This is a genomic window from Bacillus sp. FSL K6-6540, assembly GCF_038007545.1.
Genome location: NZ_JBBOXH010000001.1, coordinates 2763746 through 2786832, shown reverse-complemented (window position 1 = coordinate 2786832; position 23087 = coordinate 2763746). Strand labels below are relative to the sequence as shown.

The following is a 23087-nucleotide window of genomic DNA, read 5'->3' as shown; positions in this document are numbered from 1 at the left end:
TATGCTTTCGCCTTGCGTCAAGTGATTGATAATTACAGTCTTGACTTCTCGCCATGGGTTAAACGTCTTCCGGTCACATCCACTACCAGCTGGCCGCCCGACAGCCCCATGATTCGGGTGCAGTATTTCTCCGCAAGCTCCAGCGGGATGACGGTAAATACCGTCAGACGCTCTTCCTCGCACAAGGTTTTTAGCGTCTTCAAAACATGCTCGGCAGAGGCCGGATCGAGTCCCGTGACAGGCTCGTCCGCCAAAATCACCTTAGCGCCGTGAACGAGCGCCCGGGCAATGGCAATTCGCTGCTTCTCGCCGCCGCTCAGCTCGCCGGCCTTGCGTTTTGCCTTGTCCAGCAAACCCAGGTGCTCGATCGTATCCATGGCTCCCATATAATCATCAGACCGGACCATCCCGGTAACCATCCGCCACAGCGGCGTTTGGCTGGATTGCCCGATCAATACATTCTTAAGCGCCGTTCGATTTACGTTTAGGGAAGGATTCTGCTCGAGATAAGCCCATTCCCGTCGAATTCTTCGTTTTCCGGCGGGATTCATCATATCTTCGCCGTCAATCGTCAGCTTGCCGCCGTCCCATTTTTGCTGCATCGACAGACAGCTCATCAGCAAACTTTTTCCGCTTCCGCTCGCACCGATCAGACCGATCATTTCCCCGTGTTCCATCTGAAATGTGATATCCTTTAACACCGGTGTACGTTCAGGACCCATCGTTTTCTTCAGCCGATCCACTTTAATCATGTTATCGTCTCTCCCGTCAAGTGCATATTCCTACTCTCTAGTTTAGAAGAAAGCGAAAGCAATTGCCATGAGAACGCATGTTTCTATTTGTCGGGTGAAACGCTGTTGCCTTTGAACCATAAACCCGTGCACGCAAACACAATATACAAGCCGCCGAGCAAAACGAAGATTCCCCCGTTCCACCCGGTTTCCATGATAGCGCCACCCGCATTCGGTCCTGCGATACTGCCGGCATTGAAATGGAAGGAAGCCACGACGTTGGCCGCCGGCAGCAGCACCCTGGGAAGGATGTCCGCGGCATAAGCCAGACCGAGGGAGAAGAAAGAACCGACCAACCCGCCGGCCATCGTCAGTAATAGTAAGGTTGCCCAGAAATTCGTTCCGGCTACCGGAATCAGCAGGAAACTGCAGCCTCCCACGATCCCCGCGATCGTCAGCACCCGCTTGCGTCCGAATTTATCGCTCCAGATGCCGAGGGGAAGCTGCAGCAGGAGTCCGCCGATGCCGACAAAGGGCAGCAATGTCGAAATTTCGCCTAAAGTAAATCCGCTTCTTAACCCATAGACCGGGAAATTGCTGTTAATCCCCGCTTCCATGTATCCGTACAAAAATGCGGGAATCAAGGCAAACCAGGCCAGCCGATAGCTTTTGAGATAACGGCCGGCCGGCTGCTGCTCTCCTTGCTCGCTTTTTTCCGGCTTCAAATTCGGAAGTTTGAACAGAACGACCAGCAGAATGAACAAGAACAGCACAGCCAGAATCAGAAACGGTACCGCCTCGCCGTATTTCAGAAGAGGAATGCCGAGCGGCCCTATACTAAATCCCAGACCGTAGGACATACCGTAAAAGGAAATGCTCCGCCCCCGATTCTTCACGGTTGACATCATCAGCACCCACAGCTGGGCGGCATAATGCAGCGCGCTGTCGCCGATGCCCACAAGCACCCGCAGCACAAACCAGACGGCTACGCTCGGAATCAACGGAAAAGCGACCAGCGACAGCATCACCAGCACGAGACCCGATACGATCAGTCTTTTGAAACCGACCCAGCCGAGAAGCCGTTCCGCAACCAGCGTCATGGCAAATGAGCCTACATATAAAGCAGCCGCGTTCAATCCGTTCATGGAGGATGAGATGCCCATCCGTTCCAAAAAAATAGCCAGCACCGGCAATAGCAGTCCCTGGCTTAAACCAGCCGCAACCACGACGGCAATTAAAATAAAATAATGAGTTCTCCCTTGACGGGGGGTAACAGCTTCTGTCACTGAAATATAGTCCTCCTCTAATATGAAAAAACGATGAATTTAAACAGCCAAATGAACATTATAGTGGACAAGCCCAATCGATACAAGCCATAATAATAACAATGCCATCAATTGGGAGGGTATCCGTTCATGAAATATAAAGTTAGTATCGATGTATCCATGGTTTATGAGCTGCTGGGCAGCTTCATGATATATGCAACAAGGAAATGGACCGATAACCTGGATATTGGAAAACAGCTGATAACGGAGATGGATGAGCGTTTGCCGCAGCATGTACGTGTCCAGTTCAGTGGAGCCCGCTCATGGCCGCTCGCGGATTACGATGTCTTATACGCCCTGATCATGCTTCGAGGAGAGCATCGGGAGATCCCTGATTTTCTGGGCTGGATCGAATCTTCCCCGGTGGAAGAGCTTCATGGCCTGCTTCAGCCTCACTTGCCGTCCCTCACGCGGGATGAAACGTCCAGAATTCGAGAAAACTACACACCGTTGATGAAGCTCTGGTATGAGCACTACTTTTCCGAAGTGGAGCCTGAGCTGTACCATCTTCTGGAGGAAGATGCCGAAGAGAAACGAATGCTGCTTCCGAAAATGGACGACGAAAATCTGATCGAATATGCTTCCAGCGGAGTCATTCTGGATAACGTTCCGCAAGAAAACGTGGTCTTGTTCCCGGGTACGCATTTTCGTCCGATCAATACCTATTGCTTCTATGATAATGTACTCCTGCTGCAGTACCCTATTGATATACCGGAAGAAGACGAGGATGAGCCGCCTGTCGTTCTCCTGCGCATGACCGAGGCTCTCGCGGATCCGGAACGTCTGCGTCTGCTGAGATATATTGCGGATGAGCCGAAGGCCGTGTCCGAAATGGCGTCCGAATTGGGACAGCCCTATGAGCAATTGATGCACCACCTGATGATCTTGAGGGCGGCAGGCCTGCTGCGCTCCCATCTGAAATCCGAAAATAACGAAAGATTCAGCCTGCGGCCGGATGGTGCGGCCGAGCTGCAAATGTTCCTGGAGACTTACATTCGACTTTCCTAGTATGAAGGAGCGTACCATGAGTAAAACATCTCAGCATATTATCTTCGACATGGATGATACATTAATACATTGCAACAAGTATTTCGACCTGATTCTCGGCGATTATTTCGAATGGATGACCGAATGGTTTCAGCCTTATGGAGTAACCACCCAAGAAGTCCGAGCCAAGCAAATGGAAATCGACGTAGCCGGCATCGACAAGCTGGGATTCGCGAGCGCGAACTTCCCCCAGTCCCTAATCGATACATACCATTTTTTCGGCCGAATTCACGGGAGAGATACCTCGCCTAAGGAAGAGGAGCTTCTCTACCAGTTGGGGCTCAGCGTATACGAGCAGGAGATTGAAGCCTACCCCGGCATGGTCGAAACGCTGGAGAAGCTTCGAGAGGATGGCCACTGCCTTCACCTCTATACCGGGGGCGAAACGAGAATACAGAAGCGAAAAATCGAACAGATGAAGCTGGCGGACTATTTTAAAGACCGGATTTATATCCGCCAGCATAAAAACATCACGGCGCTTGAGGAGATTCTCGGCATGGGGTCGTTCGTCCGCTCTAATACGTGGATGATCGGCAACTCGCTCCGCACGGATGTCGTTCCGGCATTGACGGCAGGCATTAACAGCATCTACATCAAGCAGCAGCGCGAGTGGCAGTATAATCTGGTCGAGCTGAAGCAAGAGCCGCATAATGTGCTCTATACCGTTTCGGCGTTGACTGAAGTGCCGGAAGTCATTGAAGAGCATTTAACTTAATCGAACGGACAACGAGCCGATCCTGGAGTAATATCCCGGATCGGCTCGTTATTTTGGCGTAACCCTCGACGTGTTACGATTTTACGGACGCACTGGAGTCCACGGCCTGAACGGCCAACTGCCCGTTACCGCCCGCAGCAAGGACAAGCCTGCCCTTATACGTGCTGCCGTCCTCGTTCTTAAAGGATAACACTTGGGTCTTTCCCTGAAGCAGCAAGGATTTCAGCATCGCATGAGAAATTTGTTTTCCGGCAAATTCCTTCCAGATGACATAGCTGCAGCCGGTTTTGAAATTCGCGCAGCCGTAACCTTTGCGTCCTTCAATAATATGCCCGTCACATCCGGGTCTTGGGCAGCGCCCCAAGGGAGATCGTACGGACGGCGCTTCATTTGAAGCTGCAGGCGCTGATTTCGGAGTGGGCTTGCTCGTGCGCTCATCCTTCGCTTTCGAGGCTGGGGCCGCTTTAGACGCGCTTCGCTTCCCTCTTCCTTTGGACTTGTCCTCATCTCCGCCGAAAAGCGACGAAGGCGCCGGACGCTGCGAGGATACCTTGTTTATGATCGAAACGGTGAACTTCTGCACGTTTTGCATGAATACGTCAGCAGAAGCTTCGCCTTTGGAGATCTGGTGGAGGCGCCGCTCCCATTGGCCTGTCATCTCGGGCGAAGCCAGCAATTCGACGCCGGCATGGCGGATCAGCTCCACCGCCGTTCTTCCTTTTTGCGTTACGGTGATTTTTTTACCCTGCATCGTAATATATCCGACCTTTTTCAAACGCTCGATGGTGGCTGCCCGGGTTGCCGGCGTTCCAAGACCGCTATCCTTCATCGCATCCCGAAGCGCTTCATCCTCAATGGACTTACCGGCGCTTTCCATGGCCTTCAGCAGCGTGCCTTCCGTATAACTTTTTGGCGGCTGGGTAGCCTTTTCCTTCACTTCGGATTTTTTGCATTGCACCGGCTTGTCGGGAGTAAGGTCAAAGGAACGGTCGTTCCATTCCTGGTTCTCCTCTTCCTCGTCCTCTTTCCCCTTCTTGGAAGATTTGGATTTCTTCTTCTCCGTATCCTGAATCAACACCTTCCATCCAAGCGACAAAAGCTCCTTGATTCCCGTCTTGAATGTTTCCCCCTCGACCTCGGTGAGCACTGTATGCTGCTTGTACATGGCCGGAGGATAAAAATGCGACAGAAACCGGGTGATGACCAGATCGTAAATATGCTGCTCTTCCTTGCTGAGCGTGCCCGGCCGCTTTAATGTCGGCAGTATGGCATGGTGATCCTCAACCCGCTGCGGATTGCATACCGCTTTGTTGTTGACGTGCACCCGGCTGGGATCCGCTCCTGCGGCCATTGATGCATACGAGGTCGATTTGAGCATATGAAGGGCCTTGTGCATGCCTTCGATATTCTGTTCATTCACATAGTTAGAGTTGGTACGCGGATAGGAAATCACCTTGTGGCGTTCATATAACGCTTGCGCAAGGTCCAGCGTTTTTTTGGCAGAGTAACCGTACTTGGCATTGGCTTCACGCTGAAGCAGGGTCAAATCATACAATTTGAACGGATATTCCTTCGTTTCCTTCACTTCATATTTGGTGATGGTGCCATTCTTTCCATTGACCTTGGCTGCAATCGTCTCTGCTTTCTCCTGCGAGGTCAGCCGCTCTCCCTGCCAGGTTCCCGTGTACTCCAGCTGATCCTGCTTGAACAAAGCTTTCACGTCGTAGAACGTTTGCGATTCGAAGGCCTCGATCTCCTTCTGCCGGTCATAGATCAGTGCCAGCACCGGCGTCTGCACCCGGCCAACCGACAATAACGTCTGATGGCGGGTCGTAAAGGCGCGCGACGCATTCATGCCGATCAACCAATCGGCTTCGCTGCGTGCGCGCGCAGCTTGCGTTAAATTCTCGAATTCAACGCCGTCCTTGAGCTCCGCAAAGCCGCGGCCAATGCTTTCCGGCGTTAAATCCGAGATCCATAGTCTTTTTACAGGCTGTTTCAGTTTTAATTGTTGTTGGATTAGTGCGAAAATATATTGTCCTTCTCGTCCCGCATCACAGGCATTCACGATATGGCTGCAGCGCTTGGCTACCTCTCCAATGACCTTCAGCTGATCCTTGGTTTTCGGATTCGGGATGATTTTGAATTGCTCCGGAATGATAGGCAGGTCCCGTAAATTCCAGCGTTTGTACTTCGGATCATATGCATCCGGCTCCGCCAGCCCAACCAGATGTCCGATAGCCCAAGTTATGATGTATTGCTCACCTTCAAGATATGTACGGTTGTTCTTGGCCCGCGGCTCGATGACCGCAGCGATATTCCGTCCCATATCCGGCTTTTCGGCAATGACCAACGTTTTCAAATGACATTCTCCTCCCCGATGAGCAGCCTGGCGCGGAGGCTAACTCCAAAAAGGACTTCGCTCTCGCGAAGTCCCTTTAACTACTATATTCATGATAGCATATTTAGGAGAAGGATTAAACCAGTACGGTCGCGCCCATCAGATATTTGTCTACCTCGCGTGCCACCTCGCGGCCTTCATTGATCGCCCACACCACAAGGCTTTGTCCGCGGCGCATGTCGCCGGCTGCAAATACTTTATCCACATTCGTCGTATATTTGCCATACGGCGCTTTAACATTGGAACGACGGTCCGTTTCAAGTCCAAGCTGTTCTACCAGCGTCTGCTCCGGTCCGTCAAAACCGATCGCGATGAACGCCATTTGTGCCGGAAACGCTTTTTCCGTGCCCGGAATCGGCTGATACACTTTACGGCCGGTTTCATCTACAATGCGCTCAATTTGAACGGTATGAAGCTCTTTCAGGTTCCCTTCATCATCCCCGACGAATTTCGTGGTCATGATGGAGAATTCCCGCGGATCGTTGCCAAACAGCGCTTTGGCTTCCTCGTGGGCGTAATCCAGTGTATACACGTTCGGAAATTGCGGCCAAGGGTTCGCAATCGGATCGCGCTGCAGCGGAGCCTGTTTATGCGTACCGAACTGGGTAACGCTGCTGCAGCCGTGACGCAGCGCTGTGGCCACGCAGTCGGAGCCGGTGTCGCCGCCGCCGATGACGATAACGTCCTTGTCTTTTGCCGACAAATAGTTGCCGTCTTCAAGACCGGAATCCAGCAGGCTCTTGATCGTTCCGTTCAGGTAATCCATCGCGTAATGGATGCCCTTGAGATCACTGCCCTCAATGTTGAATTCGCGCGGCTTTGTTGCACCGCCGCAGAGTACGACGGCATCATAGTCTTCCATCAGCTGCTTGGCGGGAATATCCTTGCCGATCTCGGTGTTCACGACAAATTCGACGCCTTCCGCCGCGAGCAGATCGACACGGCGCTGCACGATGCCCTTGTCCAGCTTCATGGACGGTATCCCGTAGGTCAACAAGCCGCCAATGCGGTCTGCACGCTCGTAGACAGTCACGGAATGGCCCGCTTTGTTCAGCTGTGCTGCTGCCGCCAGTCCTGCCGGACCGGAACCGACAACGGCTACGCGTCTTCCCGTGCGCTTCTCGGGCGGCTCCGGAACGACCCAGCCTTCTTCAAAGCCTTTGTCGATAATCGCCTGCTCGATGGATTTGATCGTAACCGGCTCCCCGATCAAGCCGACGGTACAAGAACCCTCGCAAGGCGCTGGACATACGCGTCCGGTAAACTCAGGGAAATTGTTCGTTTTGTGGAGACGCTCCAGAGCTTCTCTCCACAAGCCCCGATATACAAGATTGTTCCATTCCGGGATCAGGTTGTGGATCGGGCAGCCCGATGTGCCGCCGACCATATCGATTCCTGTATGGCAGTATGGCGTACCGCAGTCCATGCAGCGTGCTCCCTGGGTCTGGAGCTCATCTTCTTCTAAATGTTTATGAAACTCTTCCCAGTCTTTAACTCGTTCAGCCGGGCTCCGGTCTGCCGGAAGCTGGCGCTGATATTCCATAAATCCTGTTGGTGTAGACATACTGCTTTACCCCCATCCGTTCTATCCATGCTGATTACCATGTACAATTTATCATATCATAAATCATCCGACATCTATCGTCAGATGAGCCAAGAAACAGGTTTCAGCCTGATTTATTTTTTCTATTTATGCTAAAAAAATTTTTATCAAAGCATGAATCCCCACTACTCGCGGCTATTTAAGCAGCCATTTGCATAAACATTAGAAATATAGTAGCATTTCGCTTTTCGCCTGTTAAATGGACTATATGCATGATCATTTGTATTATCCTACTATGAAAGCATTGTCAACATGGACGGAAGGCAGTAAGTCTATCCCTCCGAATCGTGCCATCAAGCTGTTTATTTCCGTTCAAACGTAACGAAACGGTAGGCATACGGATTTTTTTCATCCGTGATGCCGGGAACTTCTTCGACGATCTTCCATTCTTCCCAGTTCACTTCGGGAAAGTACGTATCCCCTTCAAAACTCTCGTCAATGAACGTGCAGTACAGACGATCCGCTTTCGGCAGCATCAATTCATAAATCTGCGATCCGCCAATCACCATCAGTTCCTCATTCTTCGAATAGGGAAGCGCGTTCTCGATGTCATGGATTACGGTGCCCTGGTCCTCCGTCAACGTAAAGCTCTCATCTCTCGTCAGCACGATGTTCTTTCGGTGAGGCAGCGGCTTGCCGCCAAAGGAATCCCAAGTTTTGCGCCCCATCAGGATCGTTTTATGAAGGGTTTTCTCCTTGAAGAAGGCCATATCCCGCGGCAAGCGCCACGGCATCGTGCCGTTCAGCCCGATTACCTGATCCTTGCCCATTGCCCATATCATCGATATCATTACACCGTCTCTCCTTCCATTGATCTTATGGATGTCACCGCATGGAGCCTCCATAACCCAATTTAAACTTATACGGCAACCGTCGCCTTAATGGTCGGATGGTATTGATAACCCTCAAATTCAAAATCCTCGAACGTATAATCAAAAATGCTGTCCGGCTTGCGCTTGATCACCAGCTTCGGCAGCGCATATGGCTCGCGTTCAAGCTGCGTTCTAACCTGCTCCATATGGTTGGAATAAATATGGACATCGCCGCCCGACCAGATGAATTCACCCGGCTCCAGGTCGCACTGCTGGGCAACCATATGGGTTAGCAGCGCATAACTGGCAATGTTGAACGGCAGCCCGAGGAAGCTGTCCACCGAGCGCATGGTAAGCATACAGGAAAGCTTCCCGCCCGCCACGTAGAATTGGAATACAAAATGGCACGGAGGCAGCTTCATGTTATCAATCTCCGCCACGTTCCAGGCACTGACGATATGGCGTCTGGAATCGGGATTATTCTTAATCGAATCGATGACATTGGCGATCTGATCGATATGGCGTCCATCCGGCGTTTCCCATGCCCGCCACTGCGAGCCGTAGACAGGACCCAAATCCCCGTTTTCATCCGCCCATTCGTCCCATATCCGCACGCCGTTCTCTTTTAGGTACCGGATATTCGTTTCGCCGCTCAAGAACCACAGAAGCTCATGTACGACCGATTTCAGGTGAATCCGCTTGGTTGTCATTAGCGGAAACCCTTGGGATAGGTCAAAACGCAGCTGTCTTCCGAATACGGACAACGTTCCCGTACCCGTCCGGTCTCCCTTCTCTACGCCATGATCCAGTATATCCTGCAGCAGCTCCAAATATTGTTTCATCTCATAGTCACCTCACTAAAATCTCATATCCTCAGTCTACCATGTTCACGGAATGATTGGGATGCTTAAAATAACCCTGCCCGGGGAGTGCGGATATCCGCTGGCATATCTACATAAAAAAACAGGAGGCAGAAACCGCCTGCGCGTTCTCTGCCTCCTGGCTGAATATATAATGACTCGAAAATACGTCTACGGATTAACGGGCAATGATGTGGATCGGATGACCCATTACCAATTCCGCCGCTTCCATAACGATCTCTCCCAGCGTCGGATGCGCATGGATGGTCAAAGCTACATCTTCAAGCGTAGCGCCCATTTCAATAGCAAGGCCGAGCTCGGCAATCAGGTTGGAAGCTTCCAGACCCACGATTTGCGCTCCGAGAATAAGCCCTGTTCCCTCTTCGGCCACGATTTTCACGAAGCCTTCCGGATGGTTCAAGGATACGGAACGTCCGTTGCCTGCGTAAGGGAATTTGCCAGCTTTTACTTTATGGCCTTTTTCCTTCGCTTGAGCTTCGGTGTAACCTACGCTGGAGCATTCAGGATCCGTAAACACAACGGCCGGGATACATTTGTAATCCACGACGGACGGCATTCCGGAGATCGCTTCAGCAGCCACTTTACCTTCGTAGGAAGCTTTATGTGCAAGCGCCAGGCCGGACACGATATCCCCGATCGCGAAGATATGAGGAATGCTAGTGCGTCCTTGATGGTCGACTTTCACGAATCCGCGCTCATCCATATCGAGGCCGATCAGGTCCAGACCAAGCTCTCCGTCCGTGTTCGGACGACGCCCAACCGTAACCAGCAGGTAATCAGCTGTTACTTCTTTGGTTTCGCCATTCACGGAGTATTTCACGGTAACTTCTTTATCGTTCTGCTCAGCACTTTCAGCTTTAGCACCTGTGATAATTTCGATACCGGTTTTCTTCATGTTCTTGGTAACGAGGCTTGTCATGTCTTTGTCAAAGCCAGCCAGAACGCTGTCCAGACCTTCGATGATCGTTACTTTGGAACCGAATTTGGAGTACATTTGACCCAGCTCGGCACCGATGTAGCCGCCGCCGATGACAATCATGCTCTTCGGTACTTCAGGCAGGTTCAATGCTTCGGTGGAAGACAAGATGCGTCCGCCAAACGGGAATGGCTTCAGTTCGATTGGACGGGAACCTGTAGCAATGATGCAGTTCTTGAAGCGGTAACGCGGAGATTCATGATCATTGAATACGCGCGCTTCGTTTTCGTTGATGAACATGCACTCGCCGTTGAAAACTTCCACTTTGTTGCCTTTCAGCAAACCGGCTACGCCGCCGGTCATTTTTTTGACAACGCCGTTTTTGAATTCCTGTGTTTTCGCGAAATCAACGGTTACGTTCTCCACGGAAATACCGAATGCATCGGCATGCTTCGCGGATTCGAACTGATGAGCTGCAGCGATCAAAGCCTTGGAAGGAATACAACCACGGTTCAAGCAAACGCCGCCGAGTTCCGATTTATCAACGATCAGAACCTTTTGACCCAGTTGGGCGGCACGAATCGCCGCCACGTAACCACCAGGACCAGCACCAATGACTAGAGTATCAATATCTAAAGAAGCATCTCCAACTACCATTAGTTACACCTCCATAACAAGCAGCTCAGGGTTAGCGAGCAGTTGTTTAATATAGTTCATAAAGTTTTGAGCCGTTGCGCCGTCGATGATACGGTGGTCAAAGCTCAAGGACAATGCCATAACAGGTGCTGCTACAATCTCGCCGTTCTTCACAACCGCTTTTTCGCTGATGCGGCCGGTACCGAGGATAGCAACCTCTGGGAAGTTGATGATTGGTGTAAAGAACATGCCGCCTGCGGAACCGATGTTCGTGATGGAAATCGTGCTGCCCTTCATTTCGTTAGGAGCCAGTTTGCCCTCACGGCCGCGTGCAGCCAGATCACGGATGCTGTCAGCGATCATCCAGATGCTCTTACGATCCGCATCTTTGATAACCGGTACGATCAGACCGTTATCTGTATCTGTGGCGATACCGATGTTGTAGTACTTTTTGTACACGATTTCGTTCGCTTCTTCGTCGATCATCGCGTTCAAAGCAGGGAATTGACGGCTTGCCGCAACAAGTGCTTTAACGATGAATGGCAGATACGTAACTTTCGTGCCCTTCTTCTCAGCGATCGGTTTCATGCGGGTACGGAACGCTACCAGCTCGGTTACGTCCACTTCGTCCATGATCGTAACGTGAGGAGCCGTGTAAGCCGATTTAACCATAGCATTCGAGATCGCTTTGCGGATACCTTTGAATGGCACGCGCTCTTCTTCTGCGCGAGTGTCCACCGCTGCGGATGCTGCTGCAGGAGCCGCTTTCGTCTCGGAAACAGCTTCTTGAGCCGGAGCTGCTGCTGCTTGGCCGCCACCGTTCTTGAAGGCTTCTACATCTTCGCGGGTCACTTTTCCGTTGTTGCCGGAGCCTTGAACTTGTGCGATGTCAACGCCCTGCTCGCGAGCGAATTTGCGCACGCTTGGCGTAGCCAGAACTTCACGGTTAGGTGCTGCAGGCGTCGCTGCTTCGCCGTTTCCGCCTTGTTTAGCGTCAGCCGGAGCATCTTGAGCCGGGGAAGAAGTCGTATCTGCGCTGCCTTTCGCTGCGTCGGCTTCTTGAGCGGACTGCTCTTCGGCAGGAGCCTCTTGCTCAGGAATGTCGCCTTCAGCATCGATGATTGCAACCACTTCACCGACACGGCATACTTGACCGTCCTTGGCAAAAACTTCTTGAACCGTACCGTTCACGGGACAAGGAACTTCTACGACCGCCTTGTCGTTCTGTACTTCCATGATGATGTCGTCGTCTGTTACTTTGTCGCCCGGCTTGATATGCATTTTGATGATTTCACCTTCATGCAAACCTTCGCCCAGCTCTGGAAAACGATATTCGAATTTTGCCAACTGAAAAACCTCCCTAGAAATTGCTGCTATTAGAAATTCAATACTTTATTTACGGCATCAACGATACGCGCCGGAGTAGGCAACCAAGTGTCCTCGATTTGAGCGAATGGATACACGGTGTCTGGCGGCGTAACGCGAAGCACCGGTGCTTCCAGGTGGAGAATCGCTTTCTCGTTGATTTGAGCGATCACTTCTGCGGCTACGCCGGCAGATTTCTGCGCTTCTTGAACCACGATGGCGCGGTTGGTTTTCTTAACCGAAGCCAGCACGGTATCGATGTCGATTGGAGAAATGGTGCGCAGGTCGATGATCTCGGCTTTGATTCCGTTCTTTTCAAGCTCGTCTGCCGCTTTCGTAGCAGTATGAACCATCAGGCCGTAAGCGATGATCGTAACGTCCGCTCCTTCGCGAACCACGTTAGCCTTGCCAAGCTCAACGGTGTAATCACCTTCTGGAACTTCAGCGCGGAACGCATGGTACAGGTTCAAGTGCTCCATGAAGAATACAGGGTCATTGTCGCGAATCGCTGCGATCATGAGTCCTTTTGCATCATAAGGATTGGAAGGTACTACAACTTTAATACCCGGGGTTTGTGTGATCAAACCTTCGAGTGCGTCGGTATGCAGCTCAGCCGCTTTAACCCCGCCGCCGAATGGTGTACGGAACACGATCGGGGAGTTGTAGCGTCCGCCGGAACGGTAACGCATGCGCGCTGCTTGAACGACGATTTGGTCGAGCGCCTCAAAGATAAATCCAACGAATTGAATTTCAGCGATCGGACGGAAGCCTTGGATGCCGAGACCTACCGCCAAACCGCCGATAGCGGACTCTGCCAGCGGCGTATCGAATACGCGCTCTTCCCCGAATTCTTTTTGAAGGCCTTCCGTTACCCGGAAAACACCGCCGACATTACCTACGTCTTCACCGAAGATGACAACGTTAGGGTCACGGCTCAATTCAACGCGCATGGCGTCGCGAATCGCTTCTTTCATGTTCATTTGTGCCATTGCTTCATTTCCTCCTTAAGAAATACAGTTCACTGTTCTTCCAGTGTGATGCCTTATAAGGCTATATATCGATGTTAAACGTTATTTAAAAACAAGACCTGATGCGCCCATGACAAACCGGATGATCATCCAGGATCAACCTTTGACAATCATCGGCCCGTCACTCTTATTGGAAATCGGCTTTCTGTTCTTCCAAATGCTTCGGCGTTTGCTCGAACATGCTGTCGATCAAACCAGGTACCGTCATTTTTTCCGTTTGTTCTGCTTTTTTGATTTGCTCGTTGACTTTCGCTTTCGCTTCTTCTTTCACGCGAGCTGTATCTTCTTCTGTCCAGAGGCCTTTGGCTTCCAGGTACTTCGCAAGACGCGCGATCGGATCCTTCTCGTTCCACTCGCCCTCTTCTTCCTTCGTACGATATTTCGTAGCGTCGTCAGACAAGGAATGCGGACGGAAACGGTATGTCACGGCTTCGATCAGCGTTGCGCCTTCACCGTTGCGGCCGCGCTCTGCAGCATCCTGAACCGCTTTGATCACCGCGAGAACGTCCATGCCGTCAACTTTAACGCCTTTGATGCCGGCTGCAACAGCTTTGTGCGCGATAGACAATGCTGCTGTCTGCTTGGAGAACGGAGTCGTGATTGCATAGCCGTTGTTTTGCACGAAGAAGATGACCGGCAGTTTGTACACGCCTGCATAGTTCAGGCCTTCGTAGAAGTCGCCCTCGGAAGAGCCGCCGTCACCGGTATAGGTAATAACCACTTGTTTTTGCTTCTTCAATTTGTAGCCCATAGCGATACCCATGGCATGCAGGATTTGCGCGCCGATGATGATCTGAGGCATCAATACGTTAACGCCTTCGGGAATTTGTCCGCCATGCTGATGTCCGCGGGAATAAAGGAATGCTTGGTAAAGCGGAAGTCCATGCCATACGATTTGCGGCATATCGCGGTAGCCCGGGCAGATAAAGTCGTCTTTCTCAAGCGCGAACTCACTGCCTACCATCGTAGCTTCTTGACCAGATACAGGAGCGTAGAAACCGAGACGTCCTTGACGGCCGAGGTTTACGGCGCGGTCGTCCCAAGTACGGGTAAATACCATACGGTACATAATTTCTTTCAGTTGATCGTCCGACAATTCAGGCAGAAGATCTTTGTTTACGATTTTGCCATCCGGGGAAAGTACAGATAGAGTACCTACTTCCTCGGTATATACTTCATAAGGAACCTTGGTCATTTTTTTCACCTCAATAAATATTTGAATATCAAGTTCCGCTGTTATAGAATTATTATACACCTGTTTCACTCCATTCGTCAAAGAAATACGGGATAAAATTTCATATTCTTTCACGTTTGTATGTATAACAGTTGACGAATAATACTATAACAGTATGACAAACATCATAGAACAGCAGACAACTTCAACATGTCAGGGTAATTTTAACTTATTGTTTACCGCATTTCAAAAACTAACCCGAAAAAGGTGACGAATGATGACGAATGAACGTTTATTGAAGCGAACCATCGTAAAAGAAGTGATTGACAGCAAGTTTTTGCAGGAGACTCGAACGCTGCGCATCTATCTTCCTCCCGGATACAATGAAATCCTCAGCTATCCCGTCGTTTACTGTCAGGACGGAGAGGAATTTTTCAACTTCGGCCGCATCGCGACCTGGGCCAACCAGCTCATTCTCGAAGAAGGCGTGGAGCCGTTCATCATTGTGGGCGTGGAAGTGAACACCAAGGTACGAACCGAGGAGTATGCCCCGTTCGGCAACCGCTTCGATGCTTACTTGTCCTGCTTCGCCGAAGAGATTATTCCCTTCGTGGAGCAAAAATATCCCGTGCGCAAAGAGCCTGCGGAAAGAGTGCTTGCCGGCGACTCCCTCGGGGGAAGCGTCTCCGTGCATTTGGCTTTGCGTTATCCGCATCTTTTCACAAGAATCATCAGCTTGTCCGGGGCCTACTATGAGAAGACCCAGAACATGATTCAGGAAGAGCGTGATTTGTCCTGGCTCAACATTTACATGATTGTAGGCTTGCAAGAAGACAACTACGCAACCGATACAGGTGTCTATAACTTCGTCGAATTAAATCGCTCAACAAAGGCTTTGCTGGAAGAACGGGGTGCTACCGTATCATATCTTGAAAAAGAAGGTCGTCACCTCTGGGGATTTTGGCAAAAAGAGCTCCCTGCTGCCCTTATGTACTTCCTTGGTTAAATGTTTGAATCGGCAAAATCCATGGGCTATATAAATGACCTGTTACTGCAAAATGGTTTAACTGTCCCACTCGGGACTCCACGCGTTACGATTGAAATCCGTTGGCAAAAAGAATACCTGTGAGGCAAAGCTCGGTCGTAATCGCCCTCAGCTTCTGCCCCACTCCAAAAAAAGATGAACAACCGCGCATTTTTTATGGAATGTGCATTGTTCATCTTTTATGTTCAGCAGCCCGTTCTTCTTGGTATCGCTTTCAATGATGTTCGTCAAAAAAGCGGCTGATTCACCGCTTGTTCGAATCGATTATAGCTTTTCTTCCATGATTTTGTCCAGTAAGATGTCACACCCCGCATCAATCAGCCGGTACACTTCGTCAAAGTTTCCGGTGAAATACGGATCGGGCACCTCGCGCAATTTTTCGTTCGGCAGCAAATCCATGAACTTCAGAATCTCAGCCTGATCGCCTCCCGCTAACTTGCGGATATTCGCTACATTCGAATCATCCATGCCGATAACGTAATCGAAACGTTCAAGGTCCTCGCTGACTACCTTGCGCGCGACCATTCCTTCATAACTGATTCGCCAGCTGTCGAGCAGCTTTCTCGTGCCTTCATGGGGAATGCTGCCGATATGCCAATCCCCGGTGCCGGCCGAATCCACGCTTATTTGATCCTGCAGCCCGCGCTGTACAATTTTATGCCGCAGCACCGCTTCCGCCATGGGCGAGCGGCAGATATTGCCCAAACATACAAACAAAACGGATACCATGGTCCTTCCACCTCCACGCTATGATGAATCGCAATCGAGAAATTTTTTATTTAATCTGTTCCATACCTTATTTTAACCGGATCTGACTTCTTTTCCGCTGGCTGCCGAAGACTGGGCTGCGTGCAGCGACCTTCTGGGCAATCTCCATTTATATAGAACGGACAGCATCCTGAAAACGATGACTATAACAAATAAGGTCAACAACTGCCAGGTCTTGGTGGCGACCCCTAAGCCGATAGCGACACCTGCTGCCATGGCCCAGACCGCGTAAATCTCGTCGCGCAGCACGAGCGGCTTCCGCCCGGCCAGCAAATCACGGACCATTCCTCCGCCGCTGCCAGTCAGCACAGCCGCCACGATGACCGCGCTCAATGGATGATTCATTTGCGTAGCATATAATGCTCCTTGAATCGCGAAGGCGGATAACCCGATCGCATCAAACAAGGCCTCCGTTTTCTTCCAATGCTGAATCAAGCCGAGCGGCAGCACAAACGCCACGAAAACCGAAATCATCGCCAGCATGATTAAATCTCCCTGACCCCACAGGGTGGTAACCGGCACGCCGATCAGGACGTTTCTTATAATACCCCCGCCGAAGGCCGTGACCAATCCAAGCACCACAACCCCCAAAATATCGTATTCCTCTTCCATTGCCACAAAAGCTCCGGACATGGCAAACGCAATGGTGCCAATGATGCTGAATACGTCAAACACATGCATGTCCAAAATTCAGTTCCCCCGCTCCCCCGTCAATTTACATACTACATTGTAGCCGCGCCTATTAAAATTGTGCAAGCATGAAAACTGCACTATACTAGAATTCAATGACAATTCTCTCGAAAAAGGAGGAATATATAATGAAACACACTCGCGTCCTGATCTTCACAGGTGGGGAGTTGTCAACGGGATTCCTGAATGAGGTCCAAGAAGGGGATTTCATTATAGGAGCCGATCGCGGCGCTCTCTTCTTGATTGAACATGGAATCAAACCCGATCTGTCCGTCGGAGATTTCGATTCCATTCCGCCCGAGCAGATGGATCGTGTCCACTCCATGAGCGGAAAGGTCATCGATTGTGACCCGATCGATAAAAATTTGACCGATACCGAGCTTGCCTTCGAGCTGGCTATGGAACGCTCGCCTGAATCCATCATGATTCTGGGGGCTACGGGCACGCGCCTGGATCATACGCTGGCCAATATCCACATGCTCATACGCGGCCTTCAGCATCATATCCCGTGTTCTATATTAGATGAAAACAATTTTATTACCCTGACGGGCTCCAGCTGTCTTGTCGAGAACAAAGGGTTTACATATGTCTCCCTTCTGCCGCTCACCACGGAAGTTACCGGCATTTATCTCGAAGGTTTTCAGTATCCGCTCCAAGATGCCACATTGCGATTGGGGCAGTCGCTCGGGGTCAGCAACAGGCTGGCCGAGGAGAAAGGAACGGTTCGGATCGAAGGCGGTCTGCTGCTCATTATTCAAAGCAAGGATCGCTAATCATTACTATTTTGTCATCTTTGATCGCAAAATATTAAACCTCGTAATTCTTTTGAAAAACCCTTGTGTATCAAGGGTTTTTTCTTGTTTAGAACTCGTGAATCAGCCGCAATTCTTAATTTTTTGTTACTTTTAATGATATTTTAATAATTCGCTTTCATTTCATACGGCCCAAGGGCTTCCGACGATTATCCAGATTATGGCCGGTTTCAAATCTGATATACTCGGTTCATCGCAAAAAACAATAACTGCTTGGAGGTCATACAACATGAATCGACAGAATTGGATTAAGAAGGCCGTAGTCATTAGCTTGAGCGCAACTTTGGGCGTAGGCGCAGTACTAACTGTTGCACCGCCGGCACCTGTAGAAGCAGCATCCGTAAGCACAGGAACTCGAGTCGTTAACTTCGGTAAACAATATATGGGAACACCTTATAAATTCGGAGCATCCACATCCACGACAAGAGTGTTTGATTGCTCTTCCTTCATGAAACATATCTTTAAAAAATACGGCGTGAACCTGCCGCGTACGTCCGCTGCCCAATCCAAGGTCGGCAAGGCCGTTTCGAAATCGAACTTGAGAGCCGGCGATCTGGTATTCTTCTCGAGCGGAAGCCGTGCGAATGGCAGAAACGTAACACACGTTGCCGTTTATATGGGCAACAACAAAATCTTGCACACTTACGGCAAGCCTGGCGTAACGATCTCCAGCCTGTCCGGCAACTGGAGCAAGACTTACCTGAAAGCTCGTCGCGTACTGTAGTCTTATTTTCCACTTATCATATCGAAGACCGTCTTTCCGCTCAGGGAAGGCGGTCTTTTTTGCTTGCATCGATTTCTTCCTGGGACAAAAGCTTATAACCGGCCCCCCGTATCGTACGAAGCAGTTTTTGCTTGCGCCCTCTATCGATCTTCTCTCTCAAATGGAGAATGTAGACATCGACCACGTTGGTACCCGTATGAAAATCATAATCCCATACCTGTTTTAAAATATCCTCACGCGTGCATACCTGCCCCTGCCTTCGAGCCAAAAACAACAGCAAATCGTATTCGCGATGAGTCAGTTCCACGGGCTCCTCTTCCCGAGTTACATTGCGGCTCAAAGGATCGATCACCAGATCTCCGATTCGGATGATCTCCTCCTGTTCCGCGCGTCCTGTCTGAAAAAGCCTCAGCAAATTGGCAATTCGCGCCAGCAACTCCCTCTCATCCCTGTCATTTGGGATGTAGTCATGCGCTCCAGCCTCCAAAGCATGAATCGCTTCGTTAGAACCGTCGCTTCCGATGACAATGATCGGGAGCTGTTCCCCTCTGCCCGTCAGTCGCTCCACGAGATTGAATTGGTTCATACCCGGCAGTCTGCTGTCGATGAGCAGCAGGTCTGCGCCTGCGCGCTGCAGAGCGGCAACCACTTCCGAATAATTCGCAGCGTCTGTAACCTTATAACCCGCTTGTTCTAGTATCTCCGTTATCGTCTGGATCCGAGCTTGATTGTCTGCCGCGATCAAAATGACTTTGTCCACGGGTTCTCCCCCGCTTTCATCGCTTAATAATGTAAGTATGTCTGTTTCATCCTGCTTTCACTCCTGCAATGGATGAAGAACAACCAGAACGCATTTTCTTACAAAAATTCAAGCCTGATCCAAAAGATGCTGGGATCGCATACGATTTCCGTAGAATTGCATCTTATTTCGGTCGAGACGTTATTTTTATAATGGATATAAGATCAGGAAAGGGGGATATCTTTACCCGGTATAACTCATCAACCATGATGAAGGAGGAAAAATAATATGCGCAACAAACTCGTGGGATGGCCTCTAGTCGTAGTCATGCTGGTATCCATTGTATTCACGGCTGCCGGGCCTCCCGCTAAGGCTTCTGCAGCAGGCGGAATAAACCTATCCATCGGTAAAAACGTGACGGCTAGCGGCCAATCCCAAACCTACGGGCCGTCCAACGTAAACGATGGCAATCCAAATTCGTACTGGGAAAGCACCAACCATGCGTTCCCGCAATGGATACAAGTTGATCTCGGTACCGCCACCAGCATCAACGAATTCGTCCTAAAACTTCCTGCCAGCTGGGAGCCGCGGACTCAAACGCTGAGCGTACAAGGCAGCTTGAACGGCACGACATTCACAAATATCACGGGTCCGGCCGACTATGCATTCGACCCTGCCGAAGGAAACTCGGTGACCGTGAGTTTTGACGAAACGAGCACGAGATATGTTCGTTTAAGTGTAATCAACAATACGACATGGCCGGCTGCGCAGCTGTCTGAATTTGAAATTTATGGACCATCGGTCTCCCCGCCGACGCCTCCAACGGGAAACAATGTCGCGAGCGGCAAACCGATCACCGCCTCCTCAAGCACTTTCACGTATGTAGCGACCCATGCTAACGACAACAACGTCCAAACTTACTGGGAAGGCGGCAGCAACCCCAGTACGCTGACCCTGGATCTGGAATCAAACCATGATATTGCCTCCATCGTACTGAAACTGAATCCGTCAACGGAATGGAGCGCCCGCACGCAAACCATACAAGTCCTTGGGCATGACCAAACTACAACGACCTTTAGTAATCTGGTGTCGGCTCAGTCCTATACGTTCGCCCCCGCTTCCGGCAATTTCGTAACGATTCCGGTAAATGCAACGGTTAAACGTCTGCAATTGAACATAACATCGAATTCCGGCGCTCCTGCGGGACAGATTGCGGAAATTGAAGTGTATGGCACCGCCGGCGAGAACCCGGACCTTACCATTACGGATATGTCCTGGACGCCGTCTTCTCCGAGCGAAAACGATGATATCACACTGCATGCCACGGTTAAAAACATTGGAAGCGCGGAAGCCGGCGCTACGACGGTCAATTTTTACCTGAATGACGCAAAAGCAGGCTCCTCGCCGGTAGGGCCGCTTGCAGCAGGAGCTTCCGCCACGGTATCCCTGCAAACCGGAGCCCCAGCGGCTGCATCGTATGCCCTCAGCGCCAAGGTCGACGAGGATGACAACATCATCGAGCTGAACGATGGGAACAACAGCTATTCCCATTCGTCCCCTTTGGTTATTGGCAGCGTGGAAAGCTCCGATTTGGTAGGAACGATACAGTGGACGCCAACCACGCCTATGGCCGGCAATGCCGTAGCCTTTACCGTCAAGCTTAAGAACCAAGGCAACAAAGCCACGGCTAGCGGCTCGCATGCGATTACCGTTGCACTGAAGAATCCGGCCGGCTCAACGATCCAGACCTTTAACGGTAGCTACCATGGTGCCCTTGCCGCAGGCGCATCCGCCACCGTCCAAATTCCCGGCACATGGACCGCTGCAAACGGCAGCTATACATTAACAACCTCCGTGGCACCCGATGCTAACGAAGTACCGGTTAAACGGGAGAACAATGTCAGTCATGCCAACCTAACCGTGTACTCATCACGCGGTGCCAGCATGCCGTATACCCGCTATGATACCGATGACGCCATACGCGGCGGCGGCGCATTGCTAAAGTCAGCGCCCACGTTCGATCAAGCGCTCACGGCATCGGAAGCATCCGGACAACGTTATGTTGCTCTCCCTTCAAGCGGATCCAACCTCGAATGGACGGTTCGAGAAGGCGAAGGGGGCGCCGGCATTACCATGCGATATACGATGCCGGACTCATTGGACGGCATGGGATTAGACGGCTCGCTCGACGTCTACGTAAACGGCTCGAAGAAGAAGACGGTTCCATTAACGTCCTACTACAGCTGGCAGTATTTTTCCAGCGATCATCCGGCAGATGCGCCTGGAGGAGGACGTCCTCTATTCCGTTTCGATGAAGTACACTGGAAACTGGATACGCCGCTTCAGCCTGGAGACAAAATCCGTATTCAGAAGTCTAATGCGGATAACCTGGAATACGGCGTCGATTTCATCGAAATCGAGCCGGTACCTGCCGCTATCGCCCGTCCTGCCAACTCGGTCTCCGTCACGGATTTCGGTGCGATCCCCAACGACGGCCAAGATGACCTAACGGCATTTGAGGCTGCCGTGCAGGCAGCGGCCTCATCAGGCAAAACCCTATATATTCCTGAGGGGACGTTCCATTTGGGCAATATGTGGAAGATCGGCTCGGTCGGCAATCTGATCGATGACATGAAGATTATGGGGGCAGGCATCTGGCACACCAACATCCACTTTACCAACCCGAATGCGGCTTCCGGCGGGATCTCGCTTCGAATCGCGGGCCAGCTGGATTTCAGCCATATCTATCTCAACTCGAATCTGCGGTCCCGATATAATCAGAATGCCATTTACAAAGGATTCATGGACAATTTCGGCACCAACTCCAAGATTCACAATGTGTGGGTGGAGCATTTCGAATGCGGATTCTGGGTTGGCGATTATGCCCATACGCCGGCCAAGATCGCGGAAGGGCTGATCATAGAAAACAGCCGGATCCGTAACAACTTAGCGGATGGGGTTAATTTTGCGCAGGGGACCAGCCATTCGACGGTGCGCAACAGCAGCATTCGAAATAACGGCGACGATGGACTCGCTGTCTGGACGAGTAACGTGAACGGTGCACCAGCGGGTGTTAACAACACCTTCTCCTATAACACCATCGAAAATAACTGGCGCGCGGCGGCCATCGCTTTCTTTGGGGGAAGCGGTCACAAGGCCACTCACAATTTGATTGTAGACACCGTTGGCGGTTCCGGCATCCGAATGAACACGGTATTCCCGGGATATCATTTCCAGAACAATACCGGCATTCTGTTCTCCGATACCACCATCATTGGCAGTGGTACCAGTAAAGACTTGTACAACGGGGAGCGCGGGGCCATCGACCTTGAAGCATCGAATGATCCGATCCGCAATGTTACGTTTACCAACATCGATATTCTGAACACCCAGCGCAGTGCGGTACAGTTCGGTTATGGCGGCGGGTTTGAGAACATCGTGTTTAACCATATCCGTATAGACGGTACGGGACTTGACGGAGTAACGTCCTCGAGATTCTCGAGTCCGCATCCGGGTGCGGCGATCTACACGTACACGGGCAACGGGTCCGCAACATTCAACAATCTGACCATGCAAAATATCGCTCACCCTGATCTCTATTTCATCCAGAACGGTTTCCATTTAATTTTGAATGAAGCGATTGGGGATTAAACGATAAAAGGAGTGGGCCTGTGA

At 51.0% G+C, this 23087-nt stretch carries 19 protein-coding genes; 6 read left to right on the top strand and 13 right to left on the bottom strand.

Annotation, left to right across the window (positions count from 1 at the left end):
- Positions 1 to 32 precede the first annotated feature (32 nt).
- Positions 33 to 752 carry a phosphonate ABC transporter ATP-binding protein gene (locus MHH82_RS12485; RefSeq protein WP_009589188.1) on the bottom strand — a complete coding sequence of 240 codons (720 nt, stop codon included), beginning with the start codon at positions 750 to 752 and terminating at the stop codon, positions 33 to 35.
- An 83-nt stretch (positions 753 to 835) separates the two neighbouring features.
- Positions 836 to 2017 carry an MFS transporter gene (locus MHH82_RS12480; protein ID WP_015734706.1) on the bottom strand — a complete coding sequence of 394 codons (1182 nt, stop codon included), beginning with the start codon at positions 2015 to 2017 and terminating at the stop codon, positions 836 to 838.
- A 129-nt stretch (positions 2018 to 2146) separates the two neighbouring features.
- On the opposite strand from MHH82_RS12480, the gene MHH82_RS12475 reads away from it, so the two are divergent.
- Both MHH82_RS12475 and MHH82_RS12470 read left to right on the top strand, forming a co-directional pair.
- Complete coding sequence (locus MHH82_RS12475) at positions 2147 to 3064, top strand: ArsR/SmtB family transcription factor (RefSeq protein ID WP_340965883.1); 918 nt, start codon at positions 2147 to 2149, stop codon at positions 3062 to 3064.
- A 16-nt stretch (positions 3065 to 3080) separates the two neighbouring features.
- Entirely contained in the window at positions 3081 to 3818 is a 738-nt protein-coding gene (locus MHH82_RS12470) for an HAD family hydrolase (protein WP_015734704.1), read from the top strand.
- Between the two features lie 73 nt (positions 3819 to 3891).
- Here MHH82_RS12470 and MHH82_RS12465 read toward each other — a convergent pair whose 3' ends face one another.
- The 8 genes from MHH82_RS12465 to pdhA form a co-directional block, all read right to left on the bottom strand.
- The gene (locus tag MHH82_RS12465; protein ID WP_145035704.1) at positions 3892 to 6180 is read right to left on the bottom strand and encodes a type IA DNA topoisomerase; all 2289 of its coding nucleotides are present in this window, start codon (positions 6178 to 6180) and stop codon (positions 3892 to 3894) included.
- 115 nt (positions 6181 to 6295) lie between these two features.
- On the bottom strand, positions 6296 to 7783 hold the full coding sequence (locus MHH82_RS12460; protein ID WP_015734702.1) for a glutamate synthase subunit beta: 1488 nt from the start codon (positions 7781 to 7783) through the stop codon (positions 6296 to 6298).
- Positions 7784 to 8124: 341 nt separating this feature from the next.
- Complete coding sequence (locus tag MHH82_RS12455) at positions 8125 to 8613, bottom strand: dihydrofolate reductase (RefSeq protein WP_340965880.1); 489 nt, start codon at positions 8611 to 8613, stop codon at positions 8125 to 8127.
- A 68-nt stretch (positions 8614 to 8681) separates the two neighbouring features.
- A complete protein-coding gene (gene thyA / locus MHH82_RS12450; RefSeq protein WP_090911613.1) occupies positions 8682 to 9476 on the bottom strand; it encodes a thymidylate synthase in 795 nt (264 codons plus the stop codon).
- A gap of 196 nt (positions 9477 to 9672) precedes the next feature.
- The gene (lpdA, locus tag MHH82_RS12445; RefSeq protein WP_009589200.1) at positions 9673 to 11088 is read right to left on the bottom strand and encodes a dihydrolipoyl dehydrogenase; all 1416 of its coding nucleotides are present in this window, start codon (positions 11086 to 11088) and stop codon (positions 9673 to 9675) included.
- Between the two features lie 3 nt (positions 11089 to 11091).
- The gene (locus tag MHH82_RS12440) at positions 11092 to 12414 is read right to left on the bottom strand and encodes a dihydrolipoamide acetyltransferase family protein (RefSeq protein ID WP_015734700.1); all 1323 of its coding nucleotides are present in this window, start codon (positions 12412 to 12414) and stop codon (positions 11092 to 11094) included.
- Positions 12415 to 12443: 29 nt separating this feature from the next.
- A complete protein-coding gene (locus tag MHH82_RS12435; RefSeq protein ID WP_015734699.1) occupies positions 12444 to 13421 on the bottom strand; it encodes an alpha-ketoacid dehydrogenase subunit beta in 978 nt (325 codons plus the stop codon).
- A 166-nt stretch (positions 13422 to 13587) separates the two neighbouring features.
- On the bottom strand, positions 13588 to 14655 hold the full coding sequence (pdhA, locus tag MHH82_RS12430; protein ID WP_036665657.1) for a pyruvate dehydrogenase (acetyl-transferring) E1 component subunit alpha: 1068 nt from the start codon (positions 14653 to 14655) through the stop codon (positions 13588 to 13590).
- Between the two features lie 256 nt (positions 14656 to 14911).
- Between pdhA and MHH82_RS12425 the strand changes: the two genes are divergently transcribed.
- Positions 14912 to 15640, top strand: a complete 729-nt coding sequence (locus tag MHH82_RS12425) for an alpha/beta hydrolase (RefSeq protein ID WP_036665370.1) — start codon at positions 14912 to 14914, stop codon at positions 15638 to 15640.
- Positions 15641 to 15943: 303 nt separating this feature from the next.
- Here MHH82_RS12425 and MHH82_RS12420 read toward each other — a convergent pair whose 3' ends face one another.
- Complete coding sequence (locus MHH82_RS12420) at positions 15944 to 16408, bottom strand: low molecular weight protein-tyrosine-phosphatase (RefSeq protein ID WP_015734697.1); 465 nt, start codon at positions 16406 to 16408, stop codon at positions 15944 to 15946.
- A gap of 72 nt (positions 16409 to 16480) precedes the next feature.
- Entirely contained in the window at positions 16481 to 17128 is a 648-nt protein-coding gene (locus MHH82_RS12415; protein WP_009595985.1) for a trimeric intracellular cation channel family protein, read from the bottom strand.
- 137 nt (positions 17129 to 17265) lie between these two features.
- Between MHH82_RS12415 and MHH82_RS12410 the strand changes: the two genes are divergently transcribed.
- Positions 17266 to 17910: a thiamine diphosphokinase gene (locus tag MHH82_RS12410; RefSeq protein ID WP_009595987.1), complete on the top strand. Its 645-nt coding sequence runs from the start codon at positions 17266 to 17268 to the stop codon at positions 17908 to 17910.
- Positions 17911 to 18178: 268 nt separating this feature from the next.
- Positions 18179 to 18673, top strand: a complete 495-nt coding sequence (locus MHH82_RS12405; RefSeq protein ID WP_009596005.1) for a C40 family peptidase — start codon at positions 18179 to 18181, stop codon at positions 18671 to 18673.
- A 40-nt stretch (positions 18674 to 18713) separates the two neighbouring features.
- Here the strand turns inward: MHH82_RS12405 and MHH82_RS12400 are convergent, their stop codons facing one another.
- A complete protein-coding gene (locus MHH82_RS12400; RefSeq protein WP_340965874.1) occupies positions 18714 to 19433 on the bottom strand; it encodes a response regulator transcription factor in 720 nt (239 codons plus the stop codon).
- Positions 19434 to 19700: 267 nt separating this feature from the next.
- Here MHH82_RS12400 and MHH82_RS12395 point away from each other — a divergent pair, with 267 nt between their 5' ends.
- Entirely contained in the window at positions 19701 to 23063 is a 3363-nt protein-coding gene (locus MHH82_RS12395; protein ID WP_340965872.1) for a CARDB domain-containing protein, read from the top strand.
- The last annotated feature ends 24 nt before the right edge of the window (positions 23064 to 23087 follow it).